The sequence below is a fragment of the Mesorhizobium sp. M1409 genome, from assembly GCF_040317535.1.
Classification (GTDB): domain Bacteria; phylum Pseudomonadota; class Alphaproteobacteria; order Rhizobiales; family Rhizobiaceae; genus Mesorhizobium.
Window position 1 is genome coordinate 17,873 of the sequence record NZ_JAMYKV010000053.1, and the last position, 23,216, is coordinate 41,088.

Sequence of the window (23,216 nt, forward strand, 5' to 3'; positions counted from 1 at the left end):
GCGAGCGGCGGGCTCCTCCGGATTTGAATTTATGCGCCCCATGCGTTTGCCGTCCAGGCCGCGCGGAGCCGGGTTCGTCGGCTTGCAGTCTGTACCGCGCCATGGATTTCGGTGGGATCGGGCCCCATATCCCGCCCGGGGAGTTTTGAGCGTGAACCTCGCGCGGATGGCGGTTGTTGCCGCGGCCCTCATGGCCGCCGCGGTCGCCAGTCCCTCTTCCTTGGTAACCGGGGAGGCGGCGGAGAGGGTGGCGTTGCGCGTCGAGATGGACGGCGCCATCGGCCCGGCGAGCGCAAGGCAGCTCAAGGAAGCGTTGGCGAACGCCACCGAGCGGCACGCCGAGGTTCTCATCCTCGAGATCGACACACCAGGCGGGCTGGTCACCTCGATGCGCGAGATGATCGCCGATATCCTTGCCTCGCCCGTTCCCGTCATCGGCTATGTCGCGCCCGCCGGGGCGCATGCGGCAAGTGCCGGAACCTACATCCTCTATGCGACCCATGTCGCGGCGATGGCGCCCGGCACCAATCTGGGCGCTGCCACACCGGTCGAGCTTGGCGGGCTGCCGTCTCTTCCCGGTGGCGGCGACCAGAACAAGGGCGACCAGAAGGACGCCACCGGACCGCCGGCGGGCGACGCCATGATGACCAAGATGACGAACGACGCGGTTGCCTTGATCCGCTCGCTCGCCGAACTGCGCGGACGCAATGCCGACTGGGGTGAAAAGGCCGTGCGCGAGGCGGCCAGCCTTTCCGCCAACGCGGCGCTTCAGGCACATGTCGTCGACCTCGTCGCCCATGACACGGCCGAACTGCTGCAGCTTGCCGACGGCCGCATGGTCGAGGTGGCCGGCAAGAAACAGGTGCTGGCGACCAAGGGCCTCCCGGTCGAGACGCTGGAGCCCGGCTGGCTGATCCGGCTTCTCGCCGTCATCACCGATCCCAACATCGCCGTCATCCTGATGCTGGCCGGCTTCTACGGCCTCGTCTTCGAATTCACCAGCCCCGGCGCGGTGGCACCCGGCGTGATCGGCACCATCTGCCTTCTGCTCGGGCTCTATGCCCTCAACCTGTTGCCGATCAGCTATGCCGGCCTTGCCCTGATGCTGCTTGGCCTCGCCTTCCTCGTCATCGAGGCCTTCAATCCGACCGTGGTGCTTGGGCTTGGTGGCGTGGCCGCCTTCCTGCTCGGCGCCGCCATGCTGCTCAAGGTCGAGGGTCCCGGCTTCGAGATGTCATGGGCGGTCATCGGCACCGCCGCCGCGCTGACGCTTGGCCTGGCGCTGCTGGCCGGCAGCTATCTGTGGGCGGCACGCAAGCGCCTGCCGCGTGTCGGCGCGCAGGCCATGCACGGACTGCCGGCCAAGATACTCGACTGGTCGGGACGCGAGGGCCATGTGCTGGCCCAGGGTGAGCGCTGGCGGGCGAAAGCCGACGAACCGCTCGCCCCTGGCGACAGCGTCGAGGTGGCCGATGTGAGGGGTCTCATGCTGACGGTCCGGCGCAGGAACAATGGAGCAAGGCAATGATCATCGGTTATGTGGCCTATCTGATACTCGCCCTCCTCGTGCTGATGTTCCTCTCCGCGACCATTCGCATCCTGCGGGAATATCAGCGCGGCGTGGTCTTCACGCTCGGCCGCTTCACCGGGGTGAAGGGCCCCGGCCTCATCCTCCTCGTTCCCTTCGTCCAGCAGATGGTGCGGGTCGACCTGCGCGTGGTGGTGCAGGACGTGCCGCCGCAGGACGTGATCTCGCGCGACAACGTCTCGGTGAAGGTCAACGCCGTGCTCTATTTCCGCATCGTCGACGCCGAGCGGGCAATCATCCAGGTCGAGGATTTCATGGCCGCCACCAACCAGCTTGCGCAGACCACGCTGCGCTCGGTGCTCGGCAAGCACGAGCTCGACGAGATGCTGGCCGAGCGCGACAAGCTCAACAGCGACATCCAGGAGATTCTCGACCAGCGCACCGATGCCTGGGGTATCAAGGTCTCCAATGTCGAGATCAAGCATGTCGACCTCAACGAAAGCATGGTCCGCGCCATCGCCAAGCAGGCCGAAGCCGAGCGGCTGCGGCGTGCCAAGGTGATCAATGCCGATGGCGAGCAGCAGGCGGCGGCAAAGCTGGTCGAGGCCGGCAAGATGCTGGCGGCCGAGCCGCAAGCCATGCAGCTGCGCTATTTCGAGGCCCTGCACGACATCGCGGGCGAGCGCTCGTCGACAGTGGTGTTTCCGCTGCCGGTGGATCTGCTCACGATTTTCAACAAAAAGCCGGACGGCGCCAAGTGAACCGGCTAGGGCGCTGAGCAGCCGCATCGCCAGCTTCGGGTTCTCCGACCGTGCTGCGATAACCCTGGCGCACAGCCCATTGCCCGCACCGCCGAGATCGCTGGCGTGACGCTGCGCTACACCGACGTCATCCGCGGCGTCTATCTGGAACGGTGCTCAATGCTCCTTCCAGGCCACCGGGGCCATGCGCTTGGGCGGCACGTCGTTTTCATCCGGATTGGGGACAGGGTCTTCATCCGGAAGCCTGTCCGGATCCGGCTCGCGCATGGGCTTCGGTTCGGGAAGCGGCGGCGGCGTGGGTACTGGAACAGGCGTTGGGTCGGGGTTAGGCAGAATGGCCATGAAATAACTCCTGCGTGGGGCTTGATGGGTGGTCGACATCCGGGGGGATGTCGAACAACCCGACATCCAGGTGTCCTCAGCGTCTTTGACGGCGTCTCGACCAGATCTGATGCGGGCAGAACGGTCGTGCTTGCGGTTGGTTCCGGTGCGGTTTCGGTCACGACCCGGACGCGCTCTCGCGAGCCGTGCCGCGGAATGGAGCCAGGTCGTCAAAAATGAATCGTCCTACCGTGCATTTCCGGGTCTTGCCGACCTCACGGAGCGCCATAATTCCATTCAAGGCTGGAGCGAATTCAGCCACTGAATAGGAGGCGTCCGTGAAGCATCAAACCGTTGACCAACTGAATGCCGTTGCCGACGTCCACGCCGAGGCAACCTATCTTGTCGCGACCCGAGGCGAACGCCTCGAACGCTGGGCGCAGCTTCTGGAGCAAAATCCCAACAGGTGCCTAGGGGCGCTGACGGGGACCGAGTACCAATCCGTGGAGGTGCGCGAAAGAATGCGTTCCGCGGGATCACCAATCACAGTTGCTTTCGAAGATCCGATCTTTCGCGCGCTGGGCTTGAAGGAGGATACCTACGGTGAGGCCAAGCGCTTCTTCGAACTGACCGATTGGCAGCTCCACGGAATCGTCTGCCACTGCCATGTCGGCGCCACGATGACGGCACGATGGGCCGCATCCCGTGTCCGCGCGGCAATGTCCGCAAGATCCGGTTTCTTCGCGTGGCTGCGAGGAGCGTTTCTGCACTGAAGGCCGATGCCCGGCTGGCGAACATCGCGCACGGCGTCGAGTTCGGCTGAACGAATGCTTGAAGATCTATGAGGCGGCAGCGGGTCTGTCCGCCCCCTATCGATTGTGCTGGATGGCGCCGCTTGTCTGCTACCAGCGGCCGCTCGCCGAACACGATGTCGAGCGAGCCGATCTCATCGCGTCGAAAATCGGAACGCTGACAAACAGCATTCGATCTCGCCATCCCGGCGCAGGCACGGGAACGCCGAGAAAGTTGCATGCCGGCTCGATATATCAGATCATGACGGTTGGCAGGGGGAAGATCGAGTGGCCAATCGTCGAAACGGCACGGCGTCTCCGGCTCATGGGTCGGAGGACATGCTTTCGGCCGCCACGCCTCACCCTCGAACCTCATTGCCCAATGTGGCAACCACCGTCACGACGGTGGCGGCACTGTATTTCGGGCGCGAGGTCTTCCTGCCGATCGCGATCGCGCTGCTGCTCACCTTCGCGCTCGCGCCGCTTGTCGCGGCGCTCAAAAAGGTCGGCATACCCCGGATTGCGGCTGTCGTCGCCAGCGTGCTGGGCGCTTTCGCGGCGCTTGGCCTGTTCTCCTTCATCGTCGCCACGCAGGTCAGCGAACTGGCGCAGAACATCCCCGTCTACCAGACCAACATCCTGACCAAGATCCGTTCGCTCAAGGAAACCGGGGTCGGGGGAGGGATCCTTGCCAGATTGAGCCAGGTGGTCGAGCGTGTCGGCCAGGAAATCGACCGGCAGGACGCTACGCTGCCGGCCGTCACCCCGGAAAAGCCGCCGCGTGAGCCGGTGCCCGTCGAGATCGTCTCGCGCGAAAGGCCGCTCGAAGTCCTGCAGAACATAGTCGGCCCGCTGATCAGCCCGCTCGGATCGGCCGGGCTGATCATCGTCGTCGTCATCTTCATGCTGCTCGAGCGCGAGGACTTGCGCGACCGCTTCATCAGGCTTGTCGGTTACGGCGACCTCCACCGCACCACGGAGGCGCTTCAGGATGCCGGCAAGCGGGTGGGCCTCTACCTGCTGATGCAATTGGTGGTCAACATCGTCTACGCGATACCGATCGCGATCGGGCTCTGGATCCTCGGCATTCCCAATGCCCTGCTGTGGGGACTGCTGGCGCTGGCGCTGCGTTTCGTTCCCTATATCGGCCCGGCCATAGGCATGCTGCTGCCGCTGTTCCTGGCGCTGGCCGTGGCGCCCGGCTGGTCGCTCGTGCTGTGGACGGCCGCCCTGTTCGTGGTGATGGAACTGATAACCGGCAATGTCATCGAACCTTGGCTTTACGGTTCGCGAACGGGACTGTCGCCGCTGGCGATCATCGTCGCGGCGATCTTCTGGACGTGGCTCTGGGGACCGCTCGGGCTGATCCTGTCGACGCCGCTCACCGTCTGCCTGGTGGTGCTGGGCAGGCACGTGCCGCAGTTTGAATTCCTCGACGTGCTGTTCGGCAACGAGCCGGTGCTCGAACCCCATGCGCGACTATACCAGCGGCTGCTGGCCGGAGATCCGGAAGAAGCCACCGACCACGCCGAGGAGATGCTGGAGGAGAAATATCTTGTCGAATTCTACGACAAGGTCGCCATTCCGGCGCTCCTGCTGGGCGAGCGCGACCGGGTGCGCGGCGTCATGGGCGACCTGCAACGGCGGCAGGTGGCGGCCAGCGCCCTGACGCTGGTGGCCAACCTCGACGACAGCGCACAGGAGGAGGCAGGCGAGGAGGAGGACCCGCACGTGGCCGAGGAGGCGGGCGACCATGGCGATGCCGCCGGCGAGAACGAGACCGATCTGCCCGATGGCGCCGGCATATCGGTGCTTTGCGCCGGCGGGCGCGGCGAACTCGACGATGCCACTGCCGCGATGCTGGCGCAGGTGCTGGAGGTCCAGGGCGCGACGGTAGCAACGGCCGGCTTTGCCGAGATGGAACCCGCCAACATCCGCCGCATCGAGCTCGAAACCATCGACTCCGTCGTGGTCGGCTTCCTGAACCGCGATTCCGTCAAGCACGCCCGCTTTCTGGTTCGGCGGCTGAAGCGCGCGAAGGCCGCCCTTCGGGTGGGAATCGTGTTCTGGTCGGAGACCGCCGCCGAGGACAAGGAAACGGCCGCCAGGCTGGCCCAGGACATCAACGCGGATTTCGTGGCGCATGGCATGGTCGATGCCGTACTGGGCGCACTGTCAAACGAGCCGCCGGTTGCCCTCAAGCTCATCGCCAAACGCCGCATGCGCCGGCAGCGGCCCGCGCCCAGGAAGGTGCCGGCGGCGGCGGCGAGCTAGGGTCGCCGTCGCCTCGTTCGGCAATGGGTCCGGCAAGCCCGGCACCGATGGCGAAAGAGCAGGTATCCAGTTCCCGTTTCGGGATCGCCCGCTCTACCGATCGACCATCGCCATGCCGCGCTCGGTGTAGCGCGGGCCAGCGATTTTCCCGGGCGCCAGGGCGTCGTCGAGCGCGGCCATTTCGGTGGCGTCGAGTTTCAGGGATTCGGCGGCGACGTTCTCCTCCAGATATCTGATCCGCTTGGTGCCGGGGATCGGCACGATGTCGATGTCGAAACCGCTGCCCTTCCGCAGCAGCCAGGCCAGCGCGACCTGGCCGGGCTTGACGCCCCGGGCAGCCGCGATGTCGCGCACCTTGGCCGCCGCCTCGACATTGGCGTCGTAGTTTTCGCCCTGGTAGCGCGGATCGTTGCGGCGGTAGTCGCCCTCGGCATAGTCCTCCGCGCGCTTGACCTCGCCGGTGAGAAAACCGCGGCCGAGCGGCGAGAACGGCACCAGGCCGATGCCGAGTTCACCCAGCAGCGGGATGATCTCCGGCTCCAGATTGCGCTCCCACAGCGAGTACTCGCTCTGCACCGCCGACACCGGATGCACGGCATGCGCCCGGCGGATGTTGGCCACACCCGCCTCGGACAGGCCGAAGAAGCGCACCTTGCCTTGCGCGACCAGTTCACCAACGGCGCCCGCGACATCCTCCATCGGCACCGCCGGGTCGACGCGGTGCTGGTAGATGAGGTCGATATGGTCGGTGGCGAGTCGGCCGAGCGAGGCTTCCACGGCCTCGCGGATGTGCCCGGGCCGGCTATCGGTTCCGACCTGCTTGCCGTTTTCTATGCGGAAGCCGAATTTGGTGGCGATCGTCACCTGGTCGCGCTTGCCCTTCAACGCCCGGCCGAGCAGGGCCTCGTTGGTGTAGGGGCCATAGACCTCGGCGGTGTCGAGGAAGGTGCAGCCGAGCTCGATGGCGCGGTGCAGCGTTGCGATGGATTGGGCCTCATCGGCCGGGCCATAGGATTGGCTCATGCCCATGCAGCCGAGGCCGATGGCAGAGACCTGCAGCCCCTGACTGCCGAGCTTGCGTGTTTTCAGGGTCATTGGTGCGCTCTCCGGTGCAGCTCGCCACGACTATAGGCGCGTCCGCTCCATTCTTAACAGGCGGGCTGGCCGCCACAATCGCCGGCCATGGGTCACGCTGCCTATCCCGGCGCCTCCGACAATCGGTTCGCCGGGCGATATTCCTGAAACCAGCCGCTCAGGCCGAAATACCGCCACGCCCGGATCGCTGCCCGGTCATCCAGGGCAGGACGCTCGAGATTTCCTCCAGGATGCGCGCCGATCTTGCCCAGCCGGCGAAGGCTTCCCGGGCAACCGACGGCGGCAACAGCCCGTCAAAGGCGCGATGGCAGGCGCGCCGGGCGGTATCGAAGATCGGGCCGCGGCGGTTGCTCGGCCATTCGTCGAGAAAGTCGAGGGCCTCGTCGAGGCAGGTGATTTCCTGGACGATCATCTGACCGTCCTTGACGAAAACGGGGTGGTTGAAACGCCTGTCGTTCATCACTTCCTCCAATCGCTTGAACGATGCTTTGAACTGGCCGGCAACGCTGGCTCCGGCTATCGCAAAATATGCGAGGGGCGGGTTTCCGTGTCAAGAACAGACACGGGCGGCCAGACTACTCGATCAGGATATGCGCCTCGCGGGCGGCCTCGACGAAAGCCTCCCGGGCGATGTCGGAGGACACGTCACCACTCGTCGCCCGGCGGCAGGCGCGCAACGCCGATTGATGTTTTGGGCTGCCGGCGTCACGCCAATGTGTCGTGAGCAATTCAATGGCTTGCTGTGTATTGGACAAATGGTGGATGGAACCGGTGACACCGACCGACACCGCCACGGGTTTGGAAAACCATGCAGTCTGCATTGGAACCTCGACAGGCCTGAAGCGATAAACGCCTTTGGCGGCCCAAGGTTTCGTCGGTGCCAATCACTCTGCCGTGAGAGTCCGAAACATCCGTTCTCCAACGACCATCCGCATCGACACCCGGTTTGTTCGCCTTCGGCTTGTGTTCCGTCGCCCCAACTGTTGCCGGCGAAAGCGGCTTCAGTCACCACCTGCCAATATAGGCGGCCAGTTCGTCCGGCGTCCCATTTGGAAAGGCCTGTTTCAGAAAGTCCAGGAACGCCGACACGCGTGCGCTGAGCAGCCGCCGAGATGGGTAGAGCGTCCAGAGAGCGATCTCGGGGCCGTCGATGTCCCCCCAATTCACCAGTGTGCCGTCAGCCAAGTCGTGGCTCACCAGCGAAATTGGGAGACGTCCAACACCGACGCCGGCTCGCACCGCATCCCGCACCATGATCAGCGTTGACAAAGCGAGGACAGGTTCGATCGTAATCGTCGACCGGCCACCTTGTGTCTTCACGTGCCATGTTTGCCGTTCGCCTGTGCCACGCGCAACGCCAGGAGCGGCCCGTCCACCGGTCGTGCGAGGAAGGTGTGGGCTCGCCACAACGACCAGGCGGTCGCGGAGAAACGCCCGTCCGACCAGGCTTTCGTCGGGATCCGGATTGACCCGGATCACCAGGTCGTAGCCTTCCTCGATCATGTCGACAGGGCGGTCCTCCGTCGTGACCTCAAGCCTTACCTCCGGATGTTTGAGGGTAAACCCCGCGGCGATCCTCCCCATCGCGGTCTGAGAAAAATGGAGAGGTGCGCTGATCCTTAATCTGCCCTTGGGTCTCTGACCGCCCGAGGCGATCGCCGCGGCCGTCTCGTCCAGTTCGGCGAGCAAGGTCCCCGTCCGCTCGAAGAGTGCCCGCCCTTCCTCGGTGAGCTTCAGGTTGCGCGCACCTCGTTCGAACAGGCGCAGATCAAGACTGCTTTCCAAGTCGCCGACGCGCCGAGACAGCGTTGCCTTGGGCCGGCCGGTGGCCCTTGCCGCTTTGCCGAAGCCACCATGGCGGGCAACGAGGTTGAAGTCGGCGAGGGCAAGGAGATCCATGATCGTTCCACCAGTGGGACGCTGCGTCCAGAATTTCCGTCTATTGGACTGCTAGTGAGCCACACATATTGGGCGTGTCAAGCAATCCAACAGGAGAAATTTCCATGACCATTCTCGTCACCGGCGCCACAGGCAATGTTGGCCGCCAAGTCGTCGAACACCTCGTCCAGCGCGGCGCCGATGTCCGTGCTCTCGTCCGCGATCCCTCGAAAGCAAGCTTCCCGGCGGGCGTATCGGTCGCGCAGGGCGACTTTCTCGACGTCGATTCGCTGCGCAAAGCCATGTCCGGCATTTCCACCCTGTTCCTTTTGAACGCCGTGGTGCCGGACGAATTCACGCAGGCCTTGGTGGCGCTGAACGTCGCCCGGTCGGCTGGCATCGAGCGGATCGTCTATCTTTCGGTGATCCATGCCGACGTCTATGCGAACGTGCCGCATTTCGCCGGCAAGTTCGGCGTCGAGCGAATGATCGAGCAGATGGACTTCAAGGCTACGATCTTGCGCCCGGCCTACTTCATCCAGAACGATCTGATGATCGAAGCCGCCATCACCGGCTACGGCGCCTACACGATGCCGATCGGCGGCAAGGGGCTCGCCATGATCGACGTGCGTGATATCGCCGAGATCGCCGCCCTTGAGCTGCTGCGCCGCGAACGGGCTGCGGAGCCACTTGCGCTCGATCGGATCAACCTCGTCGGTCCGCAGACGCTGACCGGGGCGGATATCGCCGCGATCTGGTCGGACGTGCTCGCCCGTCCGATCAGCTACGGCGGCGATGATACAGAGGGCTTCGAGCAAAACCTCAAGCAGTTCTTGCCTGCCTGGATGGCCTACGACATGCGCTTGATGGGCGAGCGGTTCTTGACCGACGGAATGCTGCCCGAGGCTGGCGACGTCGATCGCCTGACCGCGCTTCTGGGCCGCCCACTGCGCCCATATCGCGACTTTGCCTCACAAGTCGCTGCCTCCGCCTGACGGAAGCAAGCGCAAGGACCATTAACATGGACAACAGGGCGGCCTCTTGAGGAGGACGCCCTGCCTTTGCGTGGGACAATGTGTTCAACCAAAATTGCCCTACTGCCGGGAAGCCGGAAGAGGTCTATCGATCACGCGCTCGCCATCGTCGCCGGCCTGGCCATCCACGAACGTCCCAGCGACGCCGTCGACAGAGCTGAGGCCGTCGAATTCGATTGCGACGCCAATGAGTTGGGCTGCCTGCAGGACGAGGTATTCGACGTCCTCAAGGGCGACGTTCTCGGCCAGATTCCTGACCCTGACCCGTTCCGCCACCGCCGTGATGTTGACGATGCCGGCCGTCTTGAATGCCATCAGGACTGCTGAACTGACGTCATCGCGCAGGCGCGTCGAGTAATCATACCGCATCGAAACCTCCCAACCGGAACGGTTTTCTGTTCAGATTCCACCATGCGGCAAGGACTCCGCCATGGCAATTCACAAATTAAATATTATCCAAAAAAATCAATCAGTTAGTAGAGTTATGCAATTGCGTGGCCAGCGCCGAATCCTCATCATGCGCCTGGTGCGCGAACCATCCATAGCAGGGTCTTGACGCATTATGAGGCTTATCCTATTTATTAGCCAAGTGAGTTAAATACTAACTCAACGTATTCTTGGTCCTGAGCGAGGAAAGCGCCATGGCTGAATTGGAACGCCCCGAACGACTGCAAATCATGCTGACGGCCGATGAACTGGCCGCGCTGGAAAACTGGCGCTACGACAAGCGCATGCCGAGCCGCTCGGCCGCGGTCAGGGAACTGTTGCGGCGCGGCCTTGCCTCGGACGGGTTCCTGACGGCGGAGCAAGGGGTTAAGTCGCAGGATTTCGGCATCCTGCGCAGCTCCGATGGCAACGGCGCCGCAGACCACGGCGGTTGACCGCAACTTTTGCGATCCGGCGCCTGGCAAGAAGCAACGGGCCGCCGGCCGACGTCTTGGTGGCGGATGTTGGCCTAGAGAATGTTGGTCGTCACTTCGACGATGATCGCGGCACCCTCCAGCGTGCCATTGGTCACATGCACGACACGTGATACCCGCAGATCCTGTGTATTTCCATCGATCGACAGGGAAACGCTTTCGCCAATCCGGGGAACCGCCTGGAAAATTGCATCGGTGGCTTCAGGTCGGTTGTCGATCGATATGCGGCAGTTGACGGTCATGTGGTCTCTCCTGTGTCGGACCCCGGTCGTCAACGCGGGCTCCGCGAAATGGTTTCGGGGAACAGATGCAACTTAGTGGCGCCCGAATTCGTACAGCAGGAATTGCTCCATTGTTCATCGTAGCGGGGCAACAGGCTCGCCGGGGAGGGCGTTGGGGCCGCCCCGGCGAGTTTTGTCCTCGTTGCCTCGCAAACCGTCAGCCAATAGCCAGGTTGGTCGGCTAGCTCAGTGCTATCCGTTCATTTCGCCCCGCGTGGCACGACATAACTCGTCACGGCATCTATTCCTCGCGTGACGACGACCGTAGTGTAGTCCGCCGGTGGAGAAGCCGTGGCGATCGCGTCGATTGCCTGGCACCGGCCGACGATCTCGCCGTTGGGCGAGCTTGCCAGCCTGCCGGCCAAAGACGCCCGGCATTGATCGAGGGATGCGTAAAGGGCAGGCGCCGTTTCCATAGGTTTGCACATGGCGGCGTCGCCGGTGCCGCACGAAAGCAAAAGCATCACAGCCCCGCTTGCCGGATCCATTGCCTGAGCTCCCATGTTGAACGAGCCTCAACGTGGGCGTGCGACCTTGGTTTCGCTGTCGCTAAAAAAACGTCAGCGGACCCGAACCGGACTGGAGTGTGTGATTGATTTTGGTTCCATAGGCTCGAACCACGGTTCACGTCATCGAAAGGTGCTGCTATCGCCACTTTCCCGCGGGCGTGGTGTTACCGAGGTGAGAAGGGCACGCGTTTCGGGGATCGCAATTCCCCGGCCATTTTCGCCGCCTGGAAAATTGTCATCAAAACCAGGATTGGCTCACCGTCGGTCGGGTTGATGGTCAGGACCACACGGCCAAGCTCGTCGCTCATGCCGCAAGACCAGTCCTTAACCGCTATCGCCTTTCTCGCGGCCATATACCTCTCCAGGTGGGAAGCACCTCGCGGGCTACACCGTCTGGAGCTGTTGGATAGAACCTTCGCCCGACATTGCAACCAGCCGTACAGCGGCAAAGGCGGCCAAAATTATGAAAACCGCCGTGATGTCGAGGAACATCGTTGATGCAAGGATGCCCCCAACCTGGTCAAAGCAACTCAGTTGCATGGCGCGTCACCCCTTCAGGTCGCTAACCGCTTGATGATGATCCTGCTTCAGAAGAAATACAAGCATCTGCTAATAAGCCGGATGGAGCGGTCTCATGCGCGCAGCTTCGATGTAATCGATCTGCTCTGTGCGGTTAAGGCCCGCCAAGTTCTTGATTGCTGGTTCCCGCTCATGGGCTCGAACCACGATTCACGCCTTCAAAGGGCGCTGTCCTACCATTAGACGAAGCGGGAAGATGCAACTGCGCCAACACCCGTAGCCGGTTCGCGCGCCGGGATCAACGCAGTGCCGCGGCAAAGGCGCGTGGCCGGCATCAGTTCGGGAAGTTGTTGACAGGCTCCTCGCAGCGGTAGGCCGGGCAGCGGCCGTCACGGGTTGGGACATAGGCCGACATCGGCACCTCCGGCCAGTCGCATTCGTTGCCGAACTGCCTGACGTAGCGGTCATAGGTGTTGGGGCCGGTGCTCAGCACCACGGCGCGGTGGCTCTGGATCAGCCGCCGGAGCTGCTCGCAGCTCATCGTGCGGGTGTCGGGCCGGGCCTCGGCGAGGCCGGTCGCGGCAAGCAGGATCGCTGCCGTCATCAAAGCAATTCGGCGCATCGGCATGGCGGTTCCCTCGAGCTGACGTATCACGCGAAACTCGCATCCCGGCCGGTGGTTCCGCAACGGCCAACTGGCCGTTTCTTTGCGGGGCAACCAAATGGCGCGTCGCGCATTGCTGGGGATGGACGGCCGGAAGCCCCACGAGACGCCGCAATGGTGGCCCGGAAACGAGGATCGTGAAGCCATGTGCTGTTCCTTCTGTGGCGGCCGCGACCACCGCTACGAGGATTGCCCGCAAAGGGACGCCTCGGCCGATCCATCGCCCGTTGCTCCGCCAGACGAGCCCGGTATCGAACCTGGCCGCACGGGCCATCCCTGATTGACCTCTCGCGGAATTTGGAACGGCCGAGGCGAGCTGCCAGCCCCGGTTTCGACGAGCAGCTTCGGCCGCGATGCGGAATGTTGCCTTCCCATTGCAACCAAAATGTCCGCCATGCATTGCAGGGCACGGCGGAAATCCGTCTGCAAGCCTGACGCATGGTTGCGAGAGCGGTGTGGGACGCCAGGCGGTTAGGGGAAGGTGGGGCAATGACGGAATTGGCAAACATCGATGGCCCGATTGAAATCGCCGCCGACGCAAGGCTGGCGGCGATCGTCGATTCGTCCTTCGACGCCATCATCAGCAAGGACCTGAACAGTATCATCACCAGTTGGAACGGAGCGGCTCAGCGCATGTTCGGCTACGCCGCCGGGGAGGCTGTCGGCCGATCGGTGCTGATGCTCATTCCCGATCATCTCAGGGATGAGGAAGCCGACATCATCGGCCGGGTTCGCAATGGCGAAGTCGTGGCCAGCTATGAGACGATCCGGCGACGCAAGGATGGTGGATTTATTGCCGTCTCGCTCACCATCTCGCCGATCAGGAACGCATCGGGCGAGATCATCGGTGCTTCGAAGATCGCCCGCGACATCACCGCGACCAGGGAGAGCGAGCGCCGGATCCGGCTTTTGCTGCGCGAGGTGAACCATCGCGTCAAGAACCAGTTCGCGGTGATCCTCTCGATGATCAGGGAGACGAGCAAACGCTCGACCGATCCGCGCGAGTTCGAAGAGCTGATCCGCTCCCGCATCATGGCGCTGTCGCGGTCGCACGACCTGCTGGTCAACTCGGATTGGGCGGGTGCCAGCCTCTTCGACCTGGTCCAGGAGCAGCTCAAGCCATTCGGCCGCGAGGAGCAGGTATCGCTCTCCGGACCGCTTTTGACCCTGCAGCCGAACGCCGTGCAAAATCTCGGCATGGCGTTTCACGAGCTCGGCACCAACTCTTCCAAATATGGCGCGCTGGCAGGCGATGCCGGGCGGCTTGAGATCACCTGGCAGATCGCCAACGGTGTTCCGGGAAAGCGGGAAATCCATCTCGTCTGGGACGAGACGATGCCGGTGTATGAAGGGAGCCGGCGGGACGATGGCACGCGCAAGGGTTTCGGCACCGTCGTCCTGGAGCGGGTCGCGCCGCAGTCGCTGAACGGCTCGGCGGTCCTGGAACGCGGCCCGGGCCATCTCAGCTGGTCGCTGACGGCGCCGCTGGAATCGATCGTCGTTCCGCCGCTCGGCGCCGAAATCCCTGCTGCCGACACCGAGCCGTCTTTCAGCCCTTGAGGTCTATTCAGCACGGGGCGCGGCTTCGGCCCCATCAAAGCGAGGGCGAAGGTAAACCCGACCGCTGCGAAATGCCCCCGAAGAAACTTGCCAGCGCCTCGGCGGTCTGCGGCGGGTTCTCCTCGGGAAAGAAATGTCCGCCCGGCATCGCCTGGCCGCGCACGTCATCGGCCCAGCCGCGCCACAGCGCCAGCGGCCCGCCTTCACCGGCATACCAGTCCGCGAGCGCGCCCTGGCCGCTCCACAGCGCCAGCAATAGGCAGCGGATGCGCCGGCCGGTGGCCTTGTCCGAACGGTCATGCTCACGGTCGAGCATGGCCGCCGCCCGGTATTCCTCGCAGATGGCATGGATGTGGGAAGGCGCGCGCAAGGCATCGATATAGGCCCGCCGCACCTCGGGTGGAAACACCGAGGGCGATGAGCCCCAGCCGCTGAGCGCATTGTCGACGATCGCCTCGGCGGCACCCGCCAGGATTTTTTCCGGCAATGGCTCGGGCTGTGCCAGCAACGACCATGGCCAGTAGCCCAGCGCCAGCCTGTCGTCGGCCCGATCCCAGGCATCGGCCGTGGGCACGATGTCGAGCACGGCAAGCTTGTCGATGCTGTCTGGATGATCGAGCGCCATCCGGTAGGCGACACGCCCGCCGCGATCATGGCCGGCGACCATGAAGCTCGGGAAGCCAAGCTTTGCCATCAGCGCTACCATGTCGGCGGCCATGGCGCGCTTGGCATAGGGCGCGTGATCGGGAGCCGACGCCGGACAGGAACTGCCGCCATAGCCGCGCAGATCGGCGCAGACGACGCTGAACCGGCTGGCCAGCATGGGCGCGATGTCGCGCCACATCAGATGCGTTTGCGGAAAGCCGTGCAGCAACAGCAGCGGCGGCCCGCTGCCGGCACGCAGCGAGAATATGACGGCATCGCCGGTGTCGATCTCCCCACTTTTAAAGTCATCGAACATGGTCGCCTCCGGCACGCGCAACGGCCGGCGAACGGATTTGGTTGCAACACGCCCCCGCGGGGAAGCGGCCAACCTTTTTCCTCGACATGCGTTGTCCCTGTGAAGGGAAGGCCGCCGCGGGCGGCCATCACAGGAACGGAGACCCGGGATGAGAATTCTCGCGATCGTACCATGCGGCCTGATGCTGGCGCTGGCGGCACCGGCGGCTGCCCAGACCGACCAGCAGGACGACAGCACAGCGACCGACAATTGCCGTGCGCAGACGGAGCAAGGTGCAAAACAGCAGCCCGGGCAGCAGCCCGACAGCGGCAATTTGACGGAGAAGCTCACCGATTGCGGCGGTGTGCTGAAACCGCCCCCCACGGGGGATCAGGGAATGGCCGCGCCGGCGCCCGACGAAGGCAAGACGCCGGTGATCAAGCCCGGCGACGTGCCGCCCCAGCCGCCGAAGCAATAGAGGCAGGGCTCGCCGGCAGTCTCGTCCGCCGGAGACCCGCGACGGTTTCGCCGTGGCAAGTTTCCCGGTCTCGATCAACCGACCTTCTGGGACCGGCCGAGCCTCGACGCACCTCTACCGAACCAGCACGCCGGCGTGGCTGCAGAGCGCAACGAACGCCTCCTGCGCCTCGGCGGCACCGGCATTGCTTTCCAACGCTGCCTCGACCTTTTCGCGCGCGGCCTGGTAAAACGGGCCGCGTTTTGCCTGCGGCCAGTCGATGAGGATTTCGCTGGCATCCTTCAGTGTGGCGACGTCGCGGATCGTGTCCGAGCCATGCGGCTTGATCCGTATCGGCGTGGGCAGCATCAAATCGGACATGTCCTGTTTCCCGCTACTGGAGGAGTTTTGCTTCGCGCGCGGCGTCGATCATCGCCCACATCGCCTTTTCCGGCGGCGTCCAGCCATCCAATGCATCGCGACAGCTGCGCAGCGCCGCCCGGTAGCGCTGGCCCTGGCCGGCCGGCCAGTCGCCGAGACATTCCAGGCCTTCCCAGGCGCTGCGGACGACGCGCTCACGCTCGGGGGCGAATTTCAGGCGGATGGGTCGGGGAAACATCTTGTCGTTCAACGGTCGTCTCCGTCATGGGGGCGCCGGATAACGCCGCCAGCAGGGGTGGGTTCCCTGCCCGGCAAAATCAAATTTCACTCAACCGCATCGATGTCCGACAGCGCCCTCGGCGTCGGCGCTTCGGCGTCTTGGGCCACCGGCCGGTCATGCTCGAACTGTTCGGTGCCGGGCAAGGCATGCAGCCAGGTCTCGCGCCTCGAGGTCCACAATTCATATTCGGGCACGAGATCGGTCGGCGCGATGTCGAGGCTGCCGATCGCCACCTCGGCCTCGTTGTCGTCGACCCAGGCGACGCGGCCGCCGCAGGTCGGGCAAAAGCTGCGCGTGCCGTAGCTGCTGATGAGGCCGGTGGTCTCGAAGGCCTCGCGCGGCCAGATGGCAAAGGCCGAATAGGCCGACCCGCCGGCCTTGCGGCAATCCTTGCAATGGCAAAGCCCAATGCGGAGCGGCGCTCCCATGACCGAGAACTGCACGCCGCCGCACAGGCAACTGCCGGTCCTGCGTATGGTGTCGGACATGGTCGTGACCTCCGTTTCTGTCAGCCCGCGGCGCTGCCGGCCAGGCGGGACAGATGCTCGTCCATCGGCTCATCCGAGACGAGCCCCATCCCGATCCGTCCGGCCATGCTTTAGCCGCGGGCCGCCATATGGGCGTCGAGCTTCTTGCGCGATGGACCGTAGCGTTTGATGATGGTCTGCGCCTCGCTTGGCGGAATGCCGTATTTGCGGGCAAAGGCGGCGACCTCGTAGGGCTCTTCGCTCGAGACCAGCTTGCGGTCCTGTTTCGTCTTCGACTTGTCGTCAGCCATCTCGGGCCTCGCTTTCTGTTGTCGGGGAAACGCGCGGCCGTCTGCGCCCGATCCCGCGATCAACAGGACATAACACAGATCGGCGCCGCGGGTTCCACAAGCACGACAATAAGGCCGGGCGGTTTTCGACCGCCTGGCATCAGGCCGAGGAGCGCCTGGGGCCGGCGTCGGACGAGCGCTCGCCGTCGCACTCGGTGCATGCTGCGCTGACGCCGGGGCAGCCGCGCTGGTGCGTACCGGCGGGGCAGCAATGGCCGTTGGAACTCGTCCAGCGCGGACACTGGAAGACCTGGCCGGCGCCACCGCAGCCGCTGCATTGCAGCGCCGTCGACCGGACGCCACGGGATTTTTTTCTGAACCCGACGCTTGTGCCCACTTCAACCCCACCCCGAATAACTGCACCGGTATACCTGTGCATTAGCCCCAGCTAACTATAGCATTTTCGCGGTTACCAACAAGTTTCATGATTTGCGGGATGCTGGAAGGACCGTCGGCGCCGAATCCGCCCTCAGGCCGGCTTAAGGCGCATCGCGGCGAGATCGGCCGGCAAACCGAAAATCGGTTTTGCCGGCACGGTGCATGGATTCAAAGAGGCACCTCGGATAAGTGGGCTTCCAGACAAAAATCTGCCTGGGGGTGTCGGACCTGGCGTCGGTCGCGCGTCCTTGGGTCGGAACCCATTGCAAACCTGGAGAACGACCATGCCGTCGCAAATCACACAGTCGCAAATCACCCAATCGCCGTGGCAGACCGCGGCACTTCTCATCGCCCGCTTGATCTTCGCCGCCGTCTTCCTGATGGCCGTGACCTTCAAGTTCATGGGCATGGAGGCGACCGCCGGCTACATCGCCGCCGCCGGCTTCCCGTTTCCGCTGTTCCTGGCCTGGTGCGCGGCGATCCTGGAAGTCGCCCTGGTGCTGTGTTTCCTGACCGGCGCCTTCTTCTCGCAAGCCGCCCTGGCGGCCGCCGCCTATGTGCTGTTCCTCGGCCTTGCGTTCCACGGACCCAGCCACTGGGCCGGCAACCAGGCCGAGTTCGGCTTCTTCGTCGACCATTTTTCCTTCCTGGCCGGATTGCTGTTTGCCGCCGTGCATGGGCCGGGCAAGGTGCTTTCGCTCAATCTGGGATGGCCGGGTAGGGCTTGAGGCGAAGGATCACATCTGGTCGTTGTAGGGCTCCTTCACCTTGCCAACCATGCGGGCCAGTTTTGAAAAGGAGGGCATGTCGGCCTCCGGCTGGCACTGGTTGGCGAGCTCCAGCAGCCGTATCGGAAAGTTGACGGCATCGCGGCTGGACGCCGACATGCCTTCGGATCGCTCCTGGCTGGTTTCGCTGGCCTCGGCCTTGCGCAAGGCGATGTCGATCTCCTCGGCCGTCAGTATGCCTTTTCGAACCAGGACGTGGTTGATCGATGCGACGGCCATGAGCAGGCCTTCGAGTTGCAGGTTGGCGACGTTCATGGCGATTTTCCCTCCATTGATCGCAGTTGAAACGCGCCAGCGGCGTTTCCGATCCGGAAGGCGGCGCGGAACCCGTCTATTCCTGCGTCAGGCGCTCGCCATATTCGCGCCACAGCGCCTTCACCTCCAGGCTGCCGAGGCGCGTGACCGAAGGATCGCCGCAGCTGATGGCGACGGCGCTGATGTCGTATTGGGGGTAGGCGTGGGCGACGAAGCGGATCGCTTCGCCGAGCGAACGCACGCGGATGACCGGATCGGCCTGGCCCTGGCCGGTGCTGCGCACCCCGGAAACCGTGGCCGATGCATGCCGCATCCTGAACACGGATGCCATGGCTGGTCTGTCCATCGTCCTCTCCCACAAGGCCGCGCGACGGGAATCATTCCATAAGCTTCCGCTAATGATTTCACGGATGCCGGCTCATGGCCAGCCGGCCGGAGAATTCCACGGCTTGCGGGCCCCGGTCGGGCAGGGGGGTCGACCGAGATAGGAATTTTTTCTCAGAAAGTCGTTGACGGGGTGAGGGCAGCTATGCTACATATTTGTCCATGGTGCTGATTTGCGCCACGACCCGCCGCCGAGGCGGGTTTTGTGTTTTTGGGCTCCTTTTGATTTGACGTCTGCCTGTGTTGTCGACGCGGAATGTCGGCGGGACAGAGGGGGGCGCGAAGGAACGCCGTCTTCGCCCGATGACTCATTTTCGCATCCGTGAGAAATACCATGACCCGCTACGCAACCATCATCACCGGCGATGACGGCCAGGAAATCGTCAGCGCCATCGGCGAGTTCGAAGGGGCTGCGCCGCGGCCCCGTCTCGGTCGTGCCGAGCCGGTCGTGGCCGGCGTGCTGATCGGCATGGTGCGGGACGCGGCCGGTGTTTTTTGTTTCCCGCGGGCAGCCGTCGGCGGGCAGCTTGTCGGTCTCGCCATGGCGCGCCTCAAGGCGCTGGCCGGTGCGGGGAAGCCTGCCCGGGCGGCCAAGCCTGCCGATACGGCAAGGCCAAGGGGAGCCAAGAAGCGCGTCAGGAAGAAATCCGCTCGCTCGAGGAAGCCGGCCAGCCGGGCCAGATCGATCTCGCCGAAGGCTGGGGCGGTTTCCGCCACCGATGCCAACACCACGGACGGCCATGTCCATGATTGACAAAGCCGCCGCCAAGCCGATGAGCGTCAAGCCGGCAAGGCGCAAACCCGCCACCAGCCCGGCGACCACGCCGAAGCCCCGCCCCAAGCGCGCGAAGAAAACGCTGGGCGATGATTTCCTGGCTGCCGTGCGCGCCGATTTCCGCGCGCATGGCGCCGGCGTCATCGCCGAGGTGCGCGCCGACAAACCCGACCAGTATCTGAAGATCGTGTTGTCGGTGCTGCCCAGGGATTTCAATGCCACGATCAACCAACTGGACGGCTTGAGCGATGACGAGATCCGCAGCCGCATCCGTGCCCTCGAAGCCGTCGTCAAACCGTTCCTCGAAGACCGCGCCGATGGCGGCGAGGACGGAGTACCTGGCGCTGCTGGCGGAACTGGACCGCAGGCGCCGCACTAATCTTCTTGCGGCCTACAAGCCGTATCAGCGGCAAGCCGAGTTTCACGCCGCAGGTGCCACCAATCGTGAGCGGCTGTTCATGGCGGGCAACCAGCTCGGCAAGACCCGCGCCGGCGGCGCGGAGTGGGCCATGCACCTGACCGGGCGCTATCCCTCGTGGTGGCAAGGCAAGGTTTTTGACAGCGCGGTTCGTTTGTGGGCGGCCGGCGTCACCGGCGAAGGCACGCGCGACAATCCGCAGCGCGTGCTCGTCGGCCCGCCGCAGCAGCAGGCGGCCTGGGGCGCCGGCATGATCCCGGCCGATGCCATTGTGCAGACCTCCATGGGCCGCGGCGCGCCGGGCGCGCTCGACAGCGTCGTGGTGCGCTGGGGCGGTGGCGGCGATGTGCAGGCCGATGAATCGGTGCTGTCGTTCAAGAGCTTCGAAAAGGGCCGCGAGAAATGGCAGGGCGAAACCCTGCACGGCGTCTGGTTCGACGAGGAACCGCCGCTCGACATCTATTCCGAAGGCCTGACGCGGACCAACGCGACGGGCGGCATCACCATCGTGACGTTTACGCCGCTGCTCGGCATGTCGGATGTGGTGCTGCTGTTTTTGTCGGCGGGTGAGGTGGAACTGAGATCAAGGAACTGAGTTTTATTCCTCTGGGCTTGCGCTGCCCCTCATCCGCCTGCCGGCACCTTCTCCCCGTGAACGGGGAGAAGCACGCTGGCCGCTACCTTGGCTCGTTTGTTGGGACGCGGATGATTGGCGAAACCATCGGACACGGCGTCCTTCTCCCCGTCACTATACGGGGAGAAGTGCCCGGCAGGGCGATGAGGGGCAGCGCGGCCGTGGCGAGAAAATCGCGTCCTAACGACAGCATACAGCCGCCACCTCGCAATGTAATTCAGGAATTTCCCATGTCCCGTCACGTCACCTTCATGACCATCGACGAAGCCGAGCACTACACGCCGCAAGAGCGCGCGGCGATCGTTGCCGCCTATCCCGCGCATGAACGCGAGGCCCGCGCGCGCGGCATTCCGGTGCTGGGGTCGGGCCGCATCTTTCCGGTGGCGGAGGACCTGATCGCCTGCGAGCCGTTCCGGCTGCCGCGCTACTGGCCTAGGCTCGGCGCGCTGGATTTCGGCTGGGACCATCCGTCGGCTGCGGTCGAGCTTGCCTGGGATACGGAGGCCGACGTCGTCTATGTCACAAAGGCTGCCCGCGCTTCGCAGCAGACGCCGGCCATGCAGACGCTGACGCTCAAACCATGGGGCGAATGGCTGCCCTTCGCCTGGCCGCGCGACGGTCGCCGCGAAACGCTGGAAGGCGCTGGCGTGGCGCTCGCCCGGCAATATTCCGCGCACGGGCTGAACATGCTGACCCGCCACGCGCAATTCCCGGACGGGTCGGTCTCGGTCGAGGCCGGGCTGATGGAAATGCTCGACCGCATGCAGAGCGGCCGCTTCAAGGTGTTTTCGACGTTGGCCCCCTGGTTCGAGGAGTTTCGCCTTTTCCATCGCAAGGATGGCCAGGTTGTGAAGCTGCGGATGATCTGATGGCGGCGACCCGCTACGGCGTGATGATGCTGCGGGAGGCGGTGGTGGATCCGGCGGAGTTCAAGAGCGCGCGGAGGAAGGTGGGGCAGAGTGATCCGCTGGGTGCTTTCAGGTGAGGGACGAAATGCCCAAATTCTGCATCGTTGGCGGCGCTCTAAAGTCACGGCATGGATCCTATGGTCTGCGCCGCGTCGCTCCGCTCCTTGCTCCGCCATAGGATGACGAGGAGGTATCGGTCGCACCACCGCAATTCGAATTGACGCCACGTGTCACTCCACGATCTTCCAGTAAGAATCCTTGCGGATCACCTTGCCGTCACGGAACGTGTAGAAGTCGCAACCCTGGACTTCCTTGGTCACGCCCTCGCGGGTGGTGCCGGTGAGGGTCCATTTCGACATGCCGGTGTCGGCGGCCTCGTCGGCAAAGTGCTCAGCCTTGCCGTAGTGGACATCGGGCAAGCCTTCGAAGCGTGTTGCCAGCGCGTCCCGCACGTTGCGCTTGCCCTCGCAACGCGTTCCCCAGGGCTCGGCGCCCCTCGGCATCTCCAGGATGCAGTCGTCGGCAAAGAACGCCATGATGCGATCGAGATCGTGCGCGTTGAAGGCTTCGCATAGCTCCGTCAGTGTCGCTCGAATGTCCATTCGCCCGTCTCCTGGATAGCCGCAGCGTTCGATGTTCGAAGTAGGTCACCAGCGACGGGGGCGGTCAAGTGCGCAAGCCGTCGAGACTCCGCCCGGAAGCGGGAACCTCCGTTGCTCAGGCCTGCTCATGACCCTTCGCATCGTCCCCGCCACCTTGCGCGACCTGTCCTACATCGCCGCCAACCTGCGTCCCGAAGATCGTGCCGAGATCGACTGCCAGCTCGACCACTGGTCGCCGGCGCTGCTGGCGCTGGCGGCGCTGCAGGGGTTTGCCTATGTCGCCGAGCTGGACGGCAATCCGGAGGCCGGGTTTGGCGCCGCCGAACAGCGCGGCGGGCTGTGGATCGCCTGGAGCTGGGGCACGCGCCGCATTAGGCGCTGCGTGCCCGGGATCACCGGGTTCTTTCACACCGTGCTTGGGCCTCAAGTCGCGGCGCGCGGCGCCTGGCGGGTCGAGGCGCGGGCGCTGGCCGCCAATGAACTGGCGCTGCACTGGCTTGGCCGGCTGGGCGCCACGCAACGCTGCCTGCTGCCTGGATATGGCCGCAACGGCGAAGATTTTTTCCTCTATGACTGGACAAGAGAAGGCTGGAACCATGTGTCTGTTTCAAAAACCACCGGAACTGAAGCCGCTGCCGCCGACGCCGACAGCCGAGGACAAGGACGTGCAGGCGCGCGAGGCGGCTCTGCGGGCTGAACTCGAACAGCGCAACGGCACCGCCGGCACGATCAAGACCGATCTCGCGCCCGGCAGCCTCACCGGCCAGCGCCGCGTGCTGCTGGGGATGTGACCATGACCGCGATGAAGCGCAGTTTTCGCAAACGCGTGTGGGACTGGTGGGTGTGGAGGCGGCATGCGCGGGCGGTGAAGCGGCGCGGGTGATCTCCCCCGGAGGGATCGGCTGCTCAGTGTCCCGCCCGCTCTTCCGTAACAGCGGAGAGCAATTCGTCATCTTGCGGCGGGTTGACAATCCGGCCCCAGCCGCCATGCTGCACTGCAACATTACTATCTCGGAGTCCGCAATGACAGATATCAGGTCATCGCGCATCGAATGCCTCGACGG

Annotated in this window: 33 protein-coding genes and 1 tRNA gene; 15 read left to right on the plus strand and 19 right to left on the minus strand. The window is 64.3% G+C overall.

The window, feature by feature from the left end:
• The first annotated feature begins 151 nt into the window (after positions 1-151).
• Together NKG99_RS29275 and NKG99_RS29280 are read left to right on the plus strand one after the other, a co-directional pair.
• Complete coding sequence (locus NKG99_RS29275; protein ID WP_352872619.1) at positions 152-1,528, plus strand: NfeD family protein; 1,377 nt, start codon at positions 152-154, stop codon at positions 1,526-1,528.
• Positions 1,525-2,289 (plus strand): slipin family protein, encoded by a 765-nt coding sequence (locus tag NKG99_RS29280; protein WP_352872620.1) that lies wholly within the window; start codon positions 1,525-1,527, stop codon positions 2,287-2,289. Before NKG99_RS29275 ends, NKG99_RS29280 begins: the two co-directional genes overlap by 4 nt.
• A gap of 156 nt (positions 2,290-2,445) precedes the next feature.
• Here the strand turns inward: NKG99_RS29280 and NKG99_RS29285 are convergent, their stop codons facing one another.
• Positions 2,446-2,631: a hypothetical protein gene (locus NKG99_RS29285; RefSeq protein WP_352872661.1), complete on the minus strand. Its 186-nt coding sequence runs from the start codon at positions 2,629-2,631 to the stop codon at positions 2,446-2,448.
• Positions 2,632-2,948: 317 nt separating this feature from the next.
• Here NKG99_RS29285 and NKG99_RS29290 point away from each other — a divergent pair, with 317 nt between their 5' ends.
• Together NKG99_RS29290 and NKG99_RS29295 are read left to right on the plus strand one after the other, a co-directional pair.
• Entirely contained in the window at positions 2,949-3,383 is a 435-nt protein-coding gene (locus NKG99_RS29290; RefSeq protein WP_352872621.1) for a hypothetical protein, read from the plus strand.
• Between the two features lie 357 nt (positions 3,384-3,740).
• Positions 3,741-5,675 carry an AI-2E family transporter gene (locus NKG99_RS29295; RefSeq protein ID WP_352872659.1) on the plus strand — a complete coding sequence of 645 codons (1,935 nt, stop codon included), beginning with the start codon at positions 3,741-3,743 and terminating at the stop codon, positions 5,673-5,675.
• 93 nt (positions 5,676-5,768) lie between these two features.
• On the opposite strand, the gene NKG99_RS29300 is transcribed toward NKG99_RS29295, so the two are convergent.
• From NKG99_RS29300 to NKG99_RS29315, 4 genes are all read right to left on the minus strand, one after another.
• Positions 5,769-6,770: an aldo/keto reductase gene (locus NKG99_RS29300; RefSeq protein ID WP_352872622.1), complete on the minus strand. Its 1,002-nt coding sequence runs from the start codon at positions 6,768-6,770 to the stop codon at positions 5,769-5,771.
• A gap of 157 nt (positions 6,771-6,927) precedes the next feature.
• Positions 6,928-7,230: a DUF982 domain-containing protein gene (locus NKG99_RS29305; protein WP_352872624.1), complete on the minus strand. Its 303-nt coding sequence runs from the start codon at positions 7,228-7,230 to the stop codon at positions 6,928-6,930.
• 115 nt (positions 7,231-7,345) lie between these two features.
• Positions 7,346-7,654, minus strand: coding sequence for a DUF982 domain-containing protein (locus NKG99_RS29310; RefSeq protein WP_352872626.1), 309 nt, complete (start codon positions 7,652-7,654; stop codon positions 7,346-7,348).
• 121 nt (positions 7,655-7,775) lie between these two features.
• On the minus strand, positions 7,776-8,669 hold the full coding sequence (locus tag NKG99_RS29315; RefSeq protein WP_352872627.1) for a LysR family transcriptional regulator: 894 nt from the start codon (positions 8,667-8,669) through the stop codon (positions 7,776-7,778).
• Positions 8,670-8,773: 104 nt separating this feature from the next.
• Between NKG99_RS29315 and NKG99_RS29320 the strand changes: the two genes are divergently transcribed.
• Complete coding sequence (locus tag NKG99_RS29320) at positions 8,774-9,643, plus strand: SDR family oxidoreductase (protein WP_352872628.1); 870 nt, start codon at positions 8,774-8,776, stop codon at positions 9,641-9,643.
• A gap of 99 nt (positions 9,644-9,742) precedes the next feature.
• Here the strand turns inward: NKG99_RS29320 and NKG99_RS29325 are convergent, their stop codons facing one another.
• The gene (locus NKG99_RS29325; RefSeq protein ID WP_352872629.1) at positions 9,743-10,051 is read right to left on the minus strand and encodes a hypothetical protein; all 309 of its coding nucleotides are present in this window, start codon (positions 10,049-10,051) and stop codon (positions 9,743-9,745) included.
• Between the two features lie 272 nt (positions 10,052-10,323).
• Here NKG99_RS29325 and NKG99_RS29330 point away from each other — a divergent pair, with 272 nt between their 5' ends.
• Positions 10,324-10,563 carry a hypothetical protein gene (locus tag NKG99_RS29330; RefSeq protein ID WP_352872630.1) on the plus strand — a complete coding sequence of 80 codons (240 nt, stop codon included), beginning with the start codon at positions 10,324-10,326 and terminating at the stop codon, positions 10,561-10,563.
• Between the two features lie 74 nt (positions 10,564-10,637).
• Here the strand turns inward: NKG99_RS29330 and NKG99_RS29335 are convergent, their stop codons facing one another.
• The 5 genes from NKG99_RS29335 to NKG99_RS29355 form a co-directional block, all read right to left on the minus strand.
• Positions 10,638-10,844, minus strand: coding sequence for a hypothetical protein (locus tag NKG99_RS29335; RefSeq protein ID WP_352872632.1), 207 nt, complete (start codon positions 10,842-10,844; stop codon positions 10,638-10,640).
• Positions 10,845-11,083: 239 nt separating this feature from the next.
• Positions 11,084-11,347: a hypothetical protein gene (locus NKG99_RS29340; RefSeq protein ID WP_352872633.1), complete on the minus strand. Its 264-nt coding sequence runs from the start codon at positions 11,345-11,347 to the stop codon at positions 11,084-11,086.
• Positions 11,348-11,556: 209 nt separating this feature from the next.
• Positions 11,557-11,745, minus strand: a complete 189-nt coding sequence (locus NKG99_RS29345; RefSeq protein ID WP_352872634.1) for a hypothetical protein — start codon at positions 11,743-11,745, stop codon at positions 11,557-11,559.
• A 346-nt stretch (positions 11,746-12,091) separates the two neighbouring features.
• A tRNA-Gln gene (locus tag NKG99_RS29350) sits at positions 12,092-12,165 on the minus strand.
• A gap of 80 nt (positions 12,166-12,245) precedes the next feature.
• A complete protein-coding gene (locus NKG99_RS29355; RefSeq protein ID WP_352872636.1) occupies positions 12,246-12,539 on the minus strand; it encodes a hypothetical protein in 294 nt (97 codons plus the stop codon).
• 525 nt (positions 12,540-13,064) lie between these two features.
• Here NKG99_RS29355 and NKG99_RS29360 point away from each other — a divergent pair.
• Complete coding sequence (locus NKG99_RS29360; RefSeq protein ID WP_352872638.1) at positions 13,065-14,135, plus strand: sensor histidine kinase; 1,071 nt, start codon at positions 13,065-13,067, stop codon at positions 14,133-14,135.
• A gap of 34 nt (positions 14,136-14,169) precedes the next feature.
• Here the strand turns inward: NKG99_RS29360 and NKG99_RS29365 are convergent, their stop codons facing one another.
• On the minus strand, positions 14,170-15,096 hold the full coding sequence (locus tag NKG99_RS29365; protein WP_352872640.1) for an alpha/beta fold hydrolase: 927 nt from the start codon (positions 15,094-15,096) through the stop codon (positions 14,170-14,172).
• 148 nt (positions 15,097-15,244) lie between these two features.
• Between NKG99_RS29365 and NKG99_RS29370 the strand changes: the two genes are divergently transcribed.
• Entirely contained in the window at positions 15,245-15,553 is a 309-nt protein-coding gene (locus NKG99_RS29370) for a hypothetical protein (RefSeq protein ID WP_352872641.1), read from the plus strand.
• A gap of 114 nt (positions 15,554-15,667) precedes the next feature.
• Here the strand turns inward: NKG99_RS29370 and NKG99_RS29375 are convergent, their stop codons facing one another.
• The 4 genes from NKG99_RS29375 to NKG99_RS29390 form a co-directional block, all read right to left on the minus strand.
• Positions 15,668-15,913, minus strand: a complete 246-nt coding sequence (locus NKG99_RS29375) for a DUF982 domain-containing protein (protein WP_352872642.1) — start codon at positions 15,911-15,913, stop codon at positions 15,668-15,670.
• Positions 15,914-15,926: 13 nt separating this feature from the next.
• Positions 15,927-16,163 carry a DUF982 domain-containing protein gene (locus NKG99_RS29380; protein WP_352872643.1) on the minus strand — a complete coding sequence of 79 codons (237 nt, stop codon included), beginning with the start codon at positions 16,161-16,163 and terminating at the stop codon, positions 15,927-15,929.
• A 74-nt stretch (positions 16,164-16,237) separates the two neighbouring features.
• Positions 16,238-16,681, minus strand: coding sequence for a GFA family protein (locus tag NKG99_RS29385; RefSeq protein WP_352872644.1), 444 nt, complete (start codon positions 16,679-16,681; stop codon positions 16,238-16,240).
• A 110-nt stretch (positions 16,682-16,791) separates the two neighbouring features.
• Entirely contained in the window at positions 16,792-16,971 is a 180-nt protein-coding gene (locus tag NKG99_RS29390) for a DUF3606 domain-containing protein (protein WP_024501602.1), read from the minus strand.
• A 701-nt stretch (positions 16,972-17,672) separates the two neighbouring features.
• Between NKG99_RS29390 and NKG99_RS29395 the strand changes: the two genes are divergently transcribed.
• Positions 17,673-18,116: a DoxX family protein gene (locus NKG99_RS29395; protein WP_352872646.1), complete on the plus strand. Its 444-nt coding sequence runs from the start codon at positions 17,673-17,675 to the stop codon at positions 18,114-18,116.
• Between the two features lie 9 nt (positions 18,117-18,125).
• On the opposite strand, the gene NKG99_RS29400 is transcribed toward NKG99_RS29395, so the two are convergent.
• Together NKG99_RS29400 and NKG99_RS29405 are read right to left on the minus strand one after the other, a co-directional pair.
• The gene (locus NKG99_RS29400) at positions 18,126-18,431 is read right to left on the minus strand and encodes a hypothetical protein (RefSeq protein ID WP_352872647.1); all 306 of its coding nucleotides are present in this window, start codon (positions 18,429-18,431) and stop codon (positions 18,126-18,128) included.
• 76 nt (positions 18,432-18,507) lie between these two features.
• Positions 18,508-18,777, minus strand: a complete 270-nt coding sequence (locus NKG99_RS29405) for a hypothetical protein (RefSeq protein ID WP_352872648.1) — start codon at positions 18,775-18,777, stop codon at positions 18,508-18,510.
• Between the two features lie 372 nt (positions 18,778-19,149).
• Between NKG99_RS29405 and NKG99_RS29410 the strand changes: the two genes are divergently transcribed.
• The 4 genes from NKG99_RS29410 (at position 19,150) to NKG99_RS29425 (ending at position 21,511) form a co-directional block, all read left to right on the plus strand.
• Positions 19,150-19,569, plus strand: coding sequence for a hypothetical protein (locus NKG99_RS29410; RefSeq protein WP_352872649.1), 420 nt, complete (start codon positions 19,150-19,152; stop codon positions 19,567-19,569).
• Positions 19,562-19,969, plus strand: coding sequence for a hypothetical protein (locus NKG99_RS29415; protein WP_352872651.1), 408 nt, complete (start codon positions 19,562-19,564; stop codon positions 19,967-19,969). The genes NKG99_RS29410 and NKG99_RS29415 overlap by 8 nt, the downstream gene beginning before the upstream one ends.
• Complete coding sequence (locus NKG99_RS29420; protein ID WP_352872653.1) at positions 19,908-20,603, plus strand: terminase large subunit domain-containing protein; 696 nt, start codon at positions 19,908-19,910, stop codon at positions 20,601-20,603. Before NKG99_RS29415 ends, NKG99_RS29420 begins: the two co-directional genes overlap by 62 nt.
• A 269-nt stretch (positions 20,604-20,872) precedes the next feature.
• Complete coding sequence (locus NKG99_RS29425; RefSeq protein ID WP_352872654.1) at positions 20,873-21,511, plus strand: phage terminase large subunit family protein; 639 nt, start codon at positions 20,873-20,875, stop codon at positions 21,509-21,511.
• Between the two features lie 269 nt (positions 21,512-21,780).
• Here NKG99_RS29425 and NKG99_RS29430 read toward each other — a convergent pair whose 3' ends face one another.
• Complete coding sequence (locus tag NKG99_RS29430) at positions 21,781-22,152, minus strand: nuclear transport factor 2 family protein (RefSeq protein WP_352872655.1); 372 nt, start codon at positions 22,150-22,152, stop codon at positions 21,781-21,783.
• A 127-nt stretch (positions 22,153-22,279) separates the two neighbouring features.
• Between NKG99_RS29430 and NKG99_RS29435 the strand changes: the two genes are divergently transcribed.
• Complete coding sequence (locus NKG99_RS29435) at positions 22,280-22,849, plus strand: hypothetical protein (protein ID WP_352872656.1); 570 nt, start codon at positions 22,280-22,282, stop codon at positions 22,847-22,849.
• Positions 22,818-22,943, plus strand: a complete 126-nt coding sequence (locus tag NKG99_RS29440) for a hypothetical protein (protein WP_352872657.1) — start codon at positions 22,818-22,820, stop codon at positions 22,941-22,943. Before NKG99_RS29435 ends, NKG99_RS29440 begins: the two co-directional genes overlap by 32 nt.
• Positions 22,944-23,216: the final 273 nt, after the last annotated feature.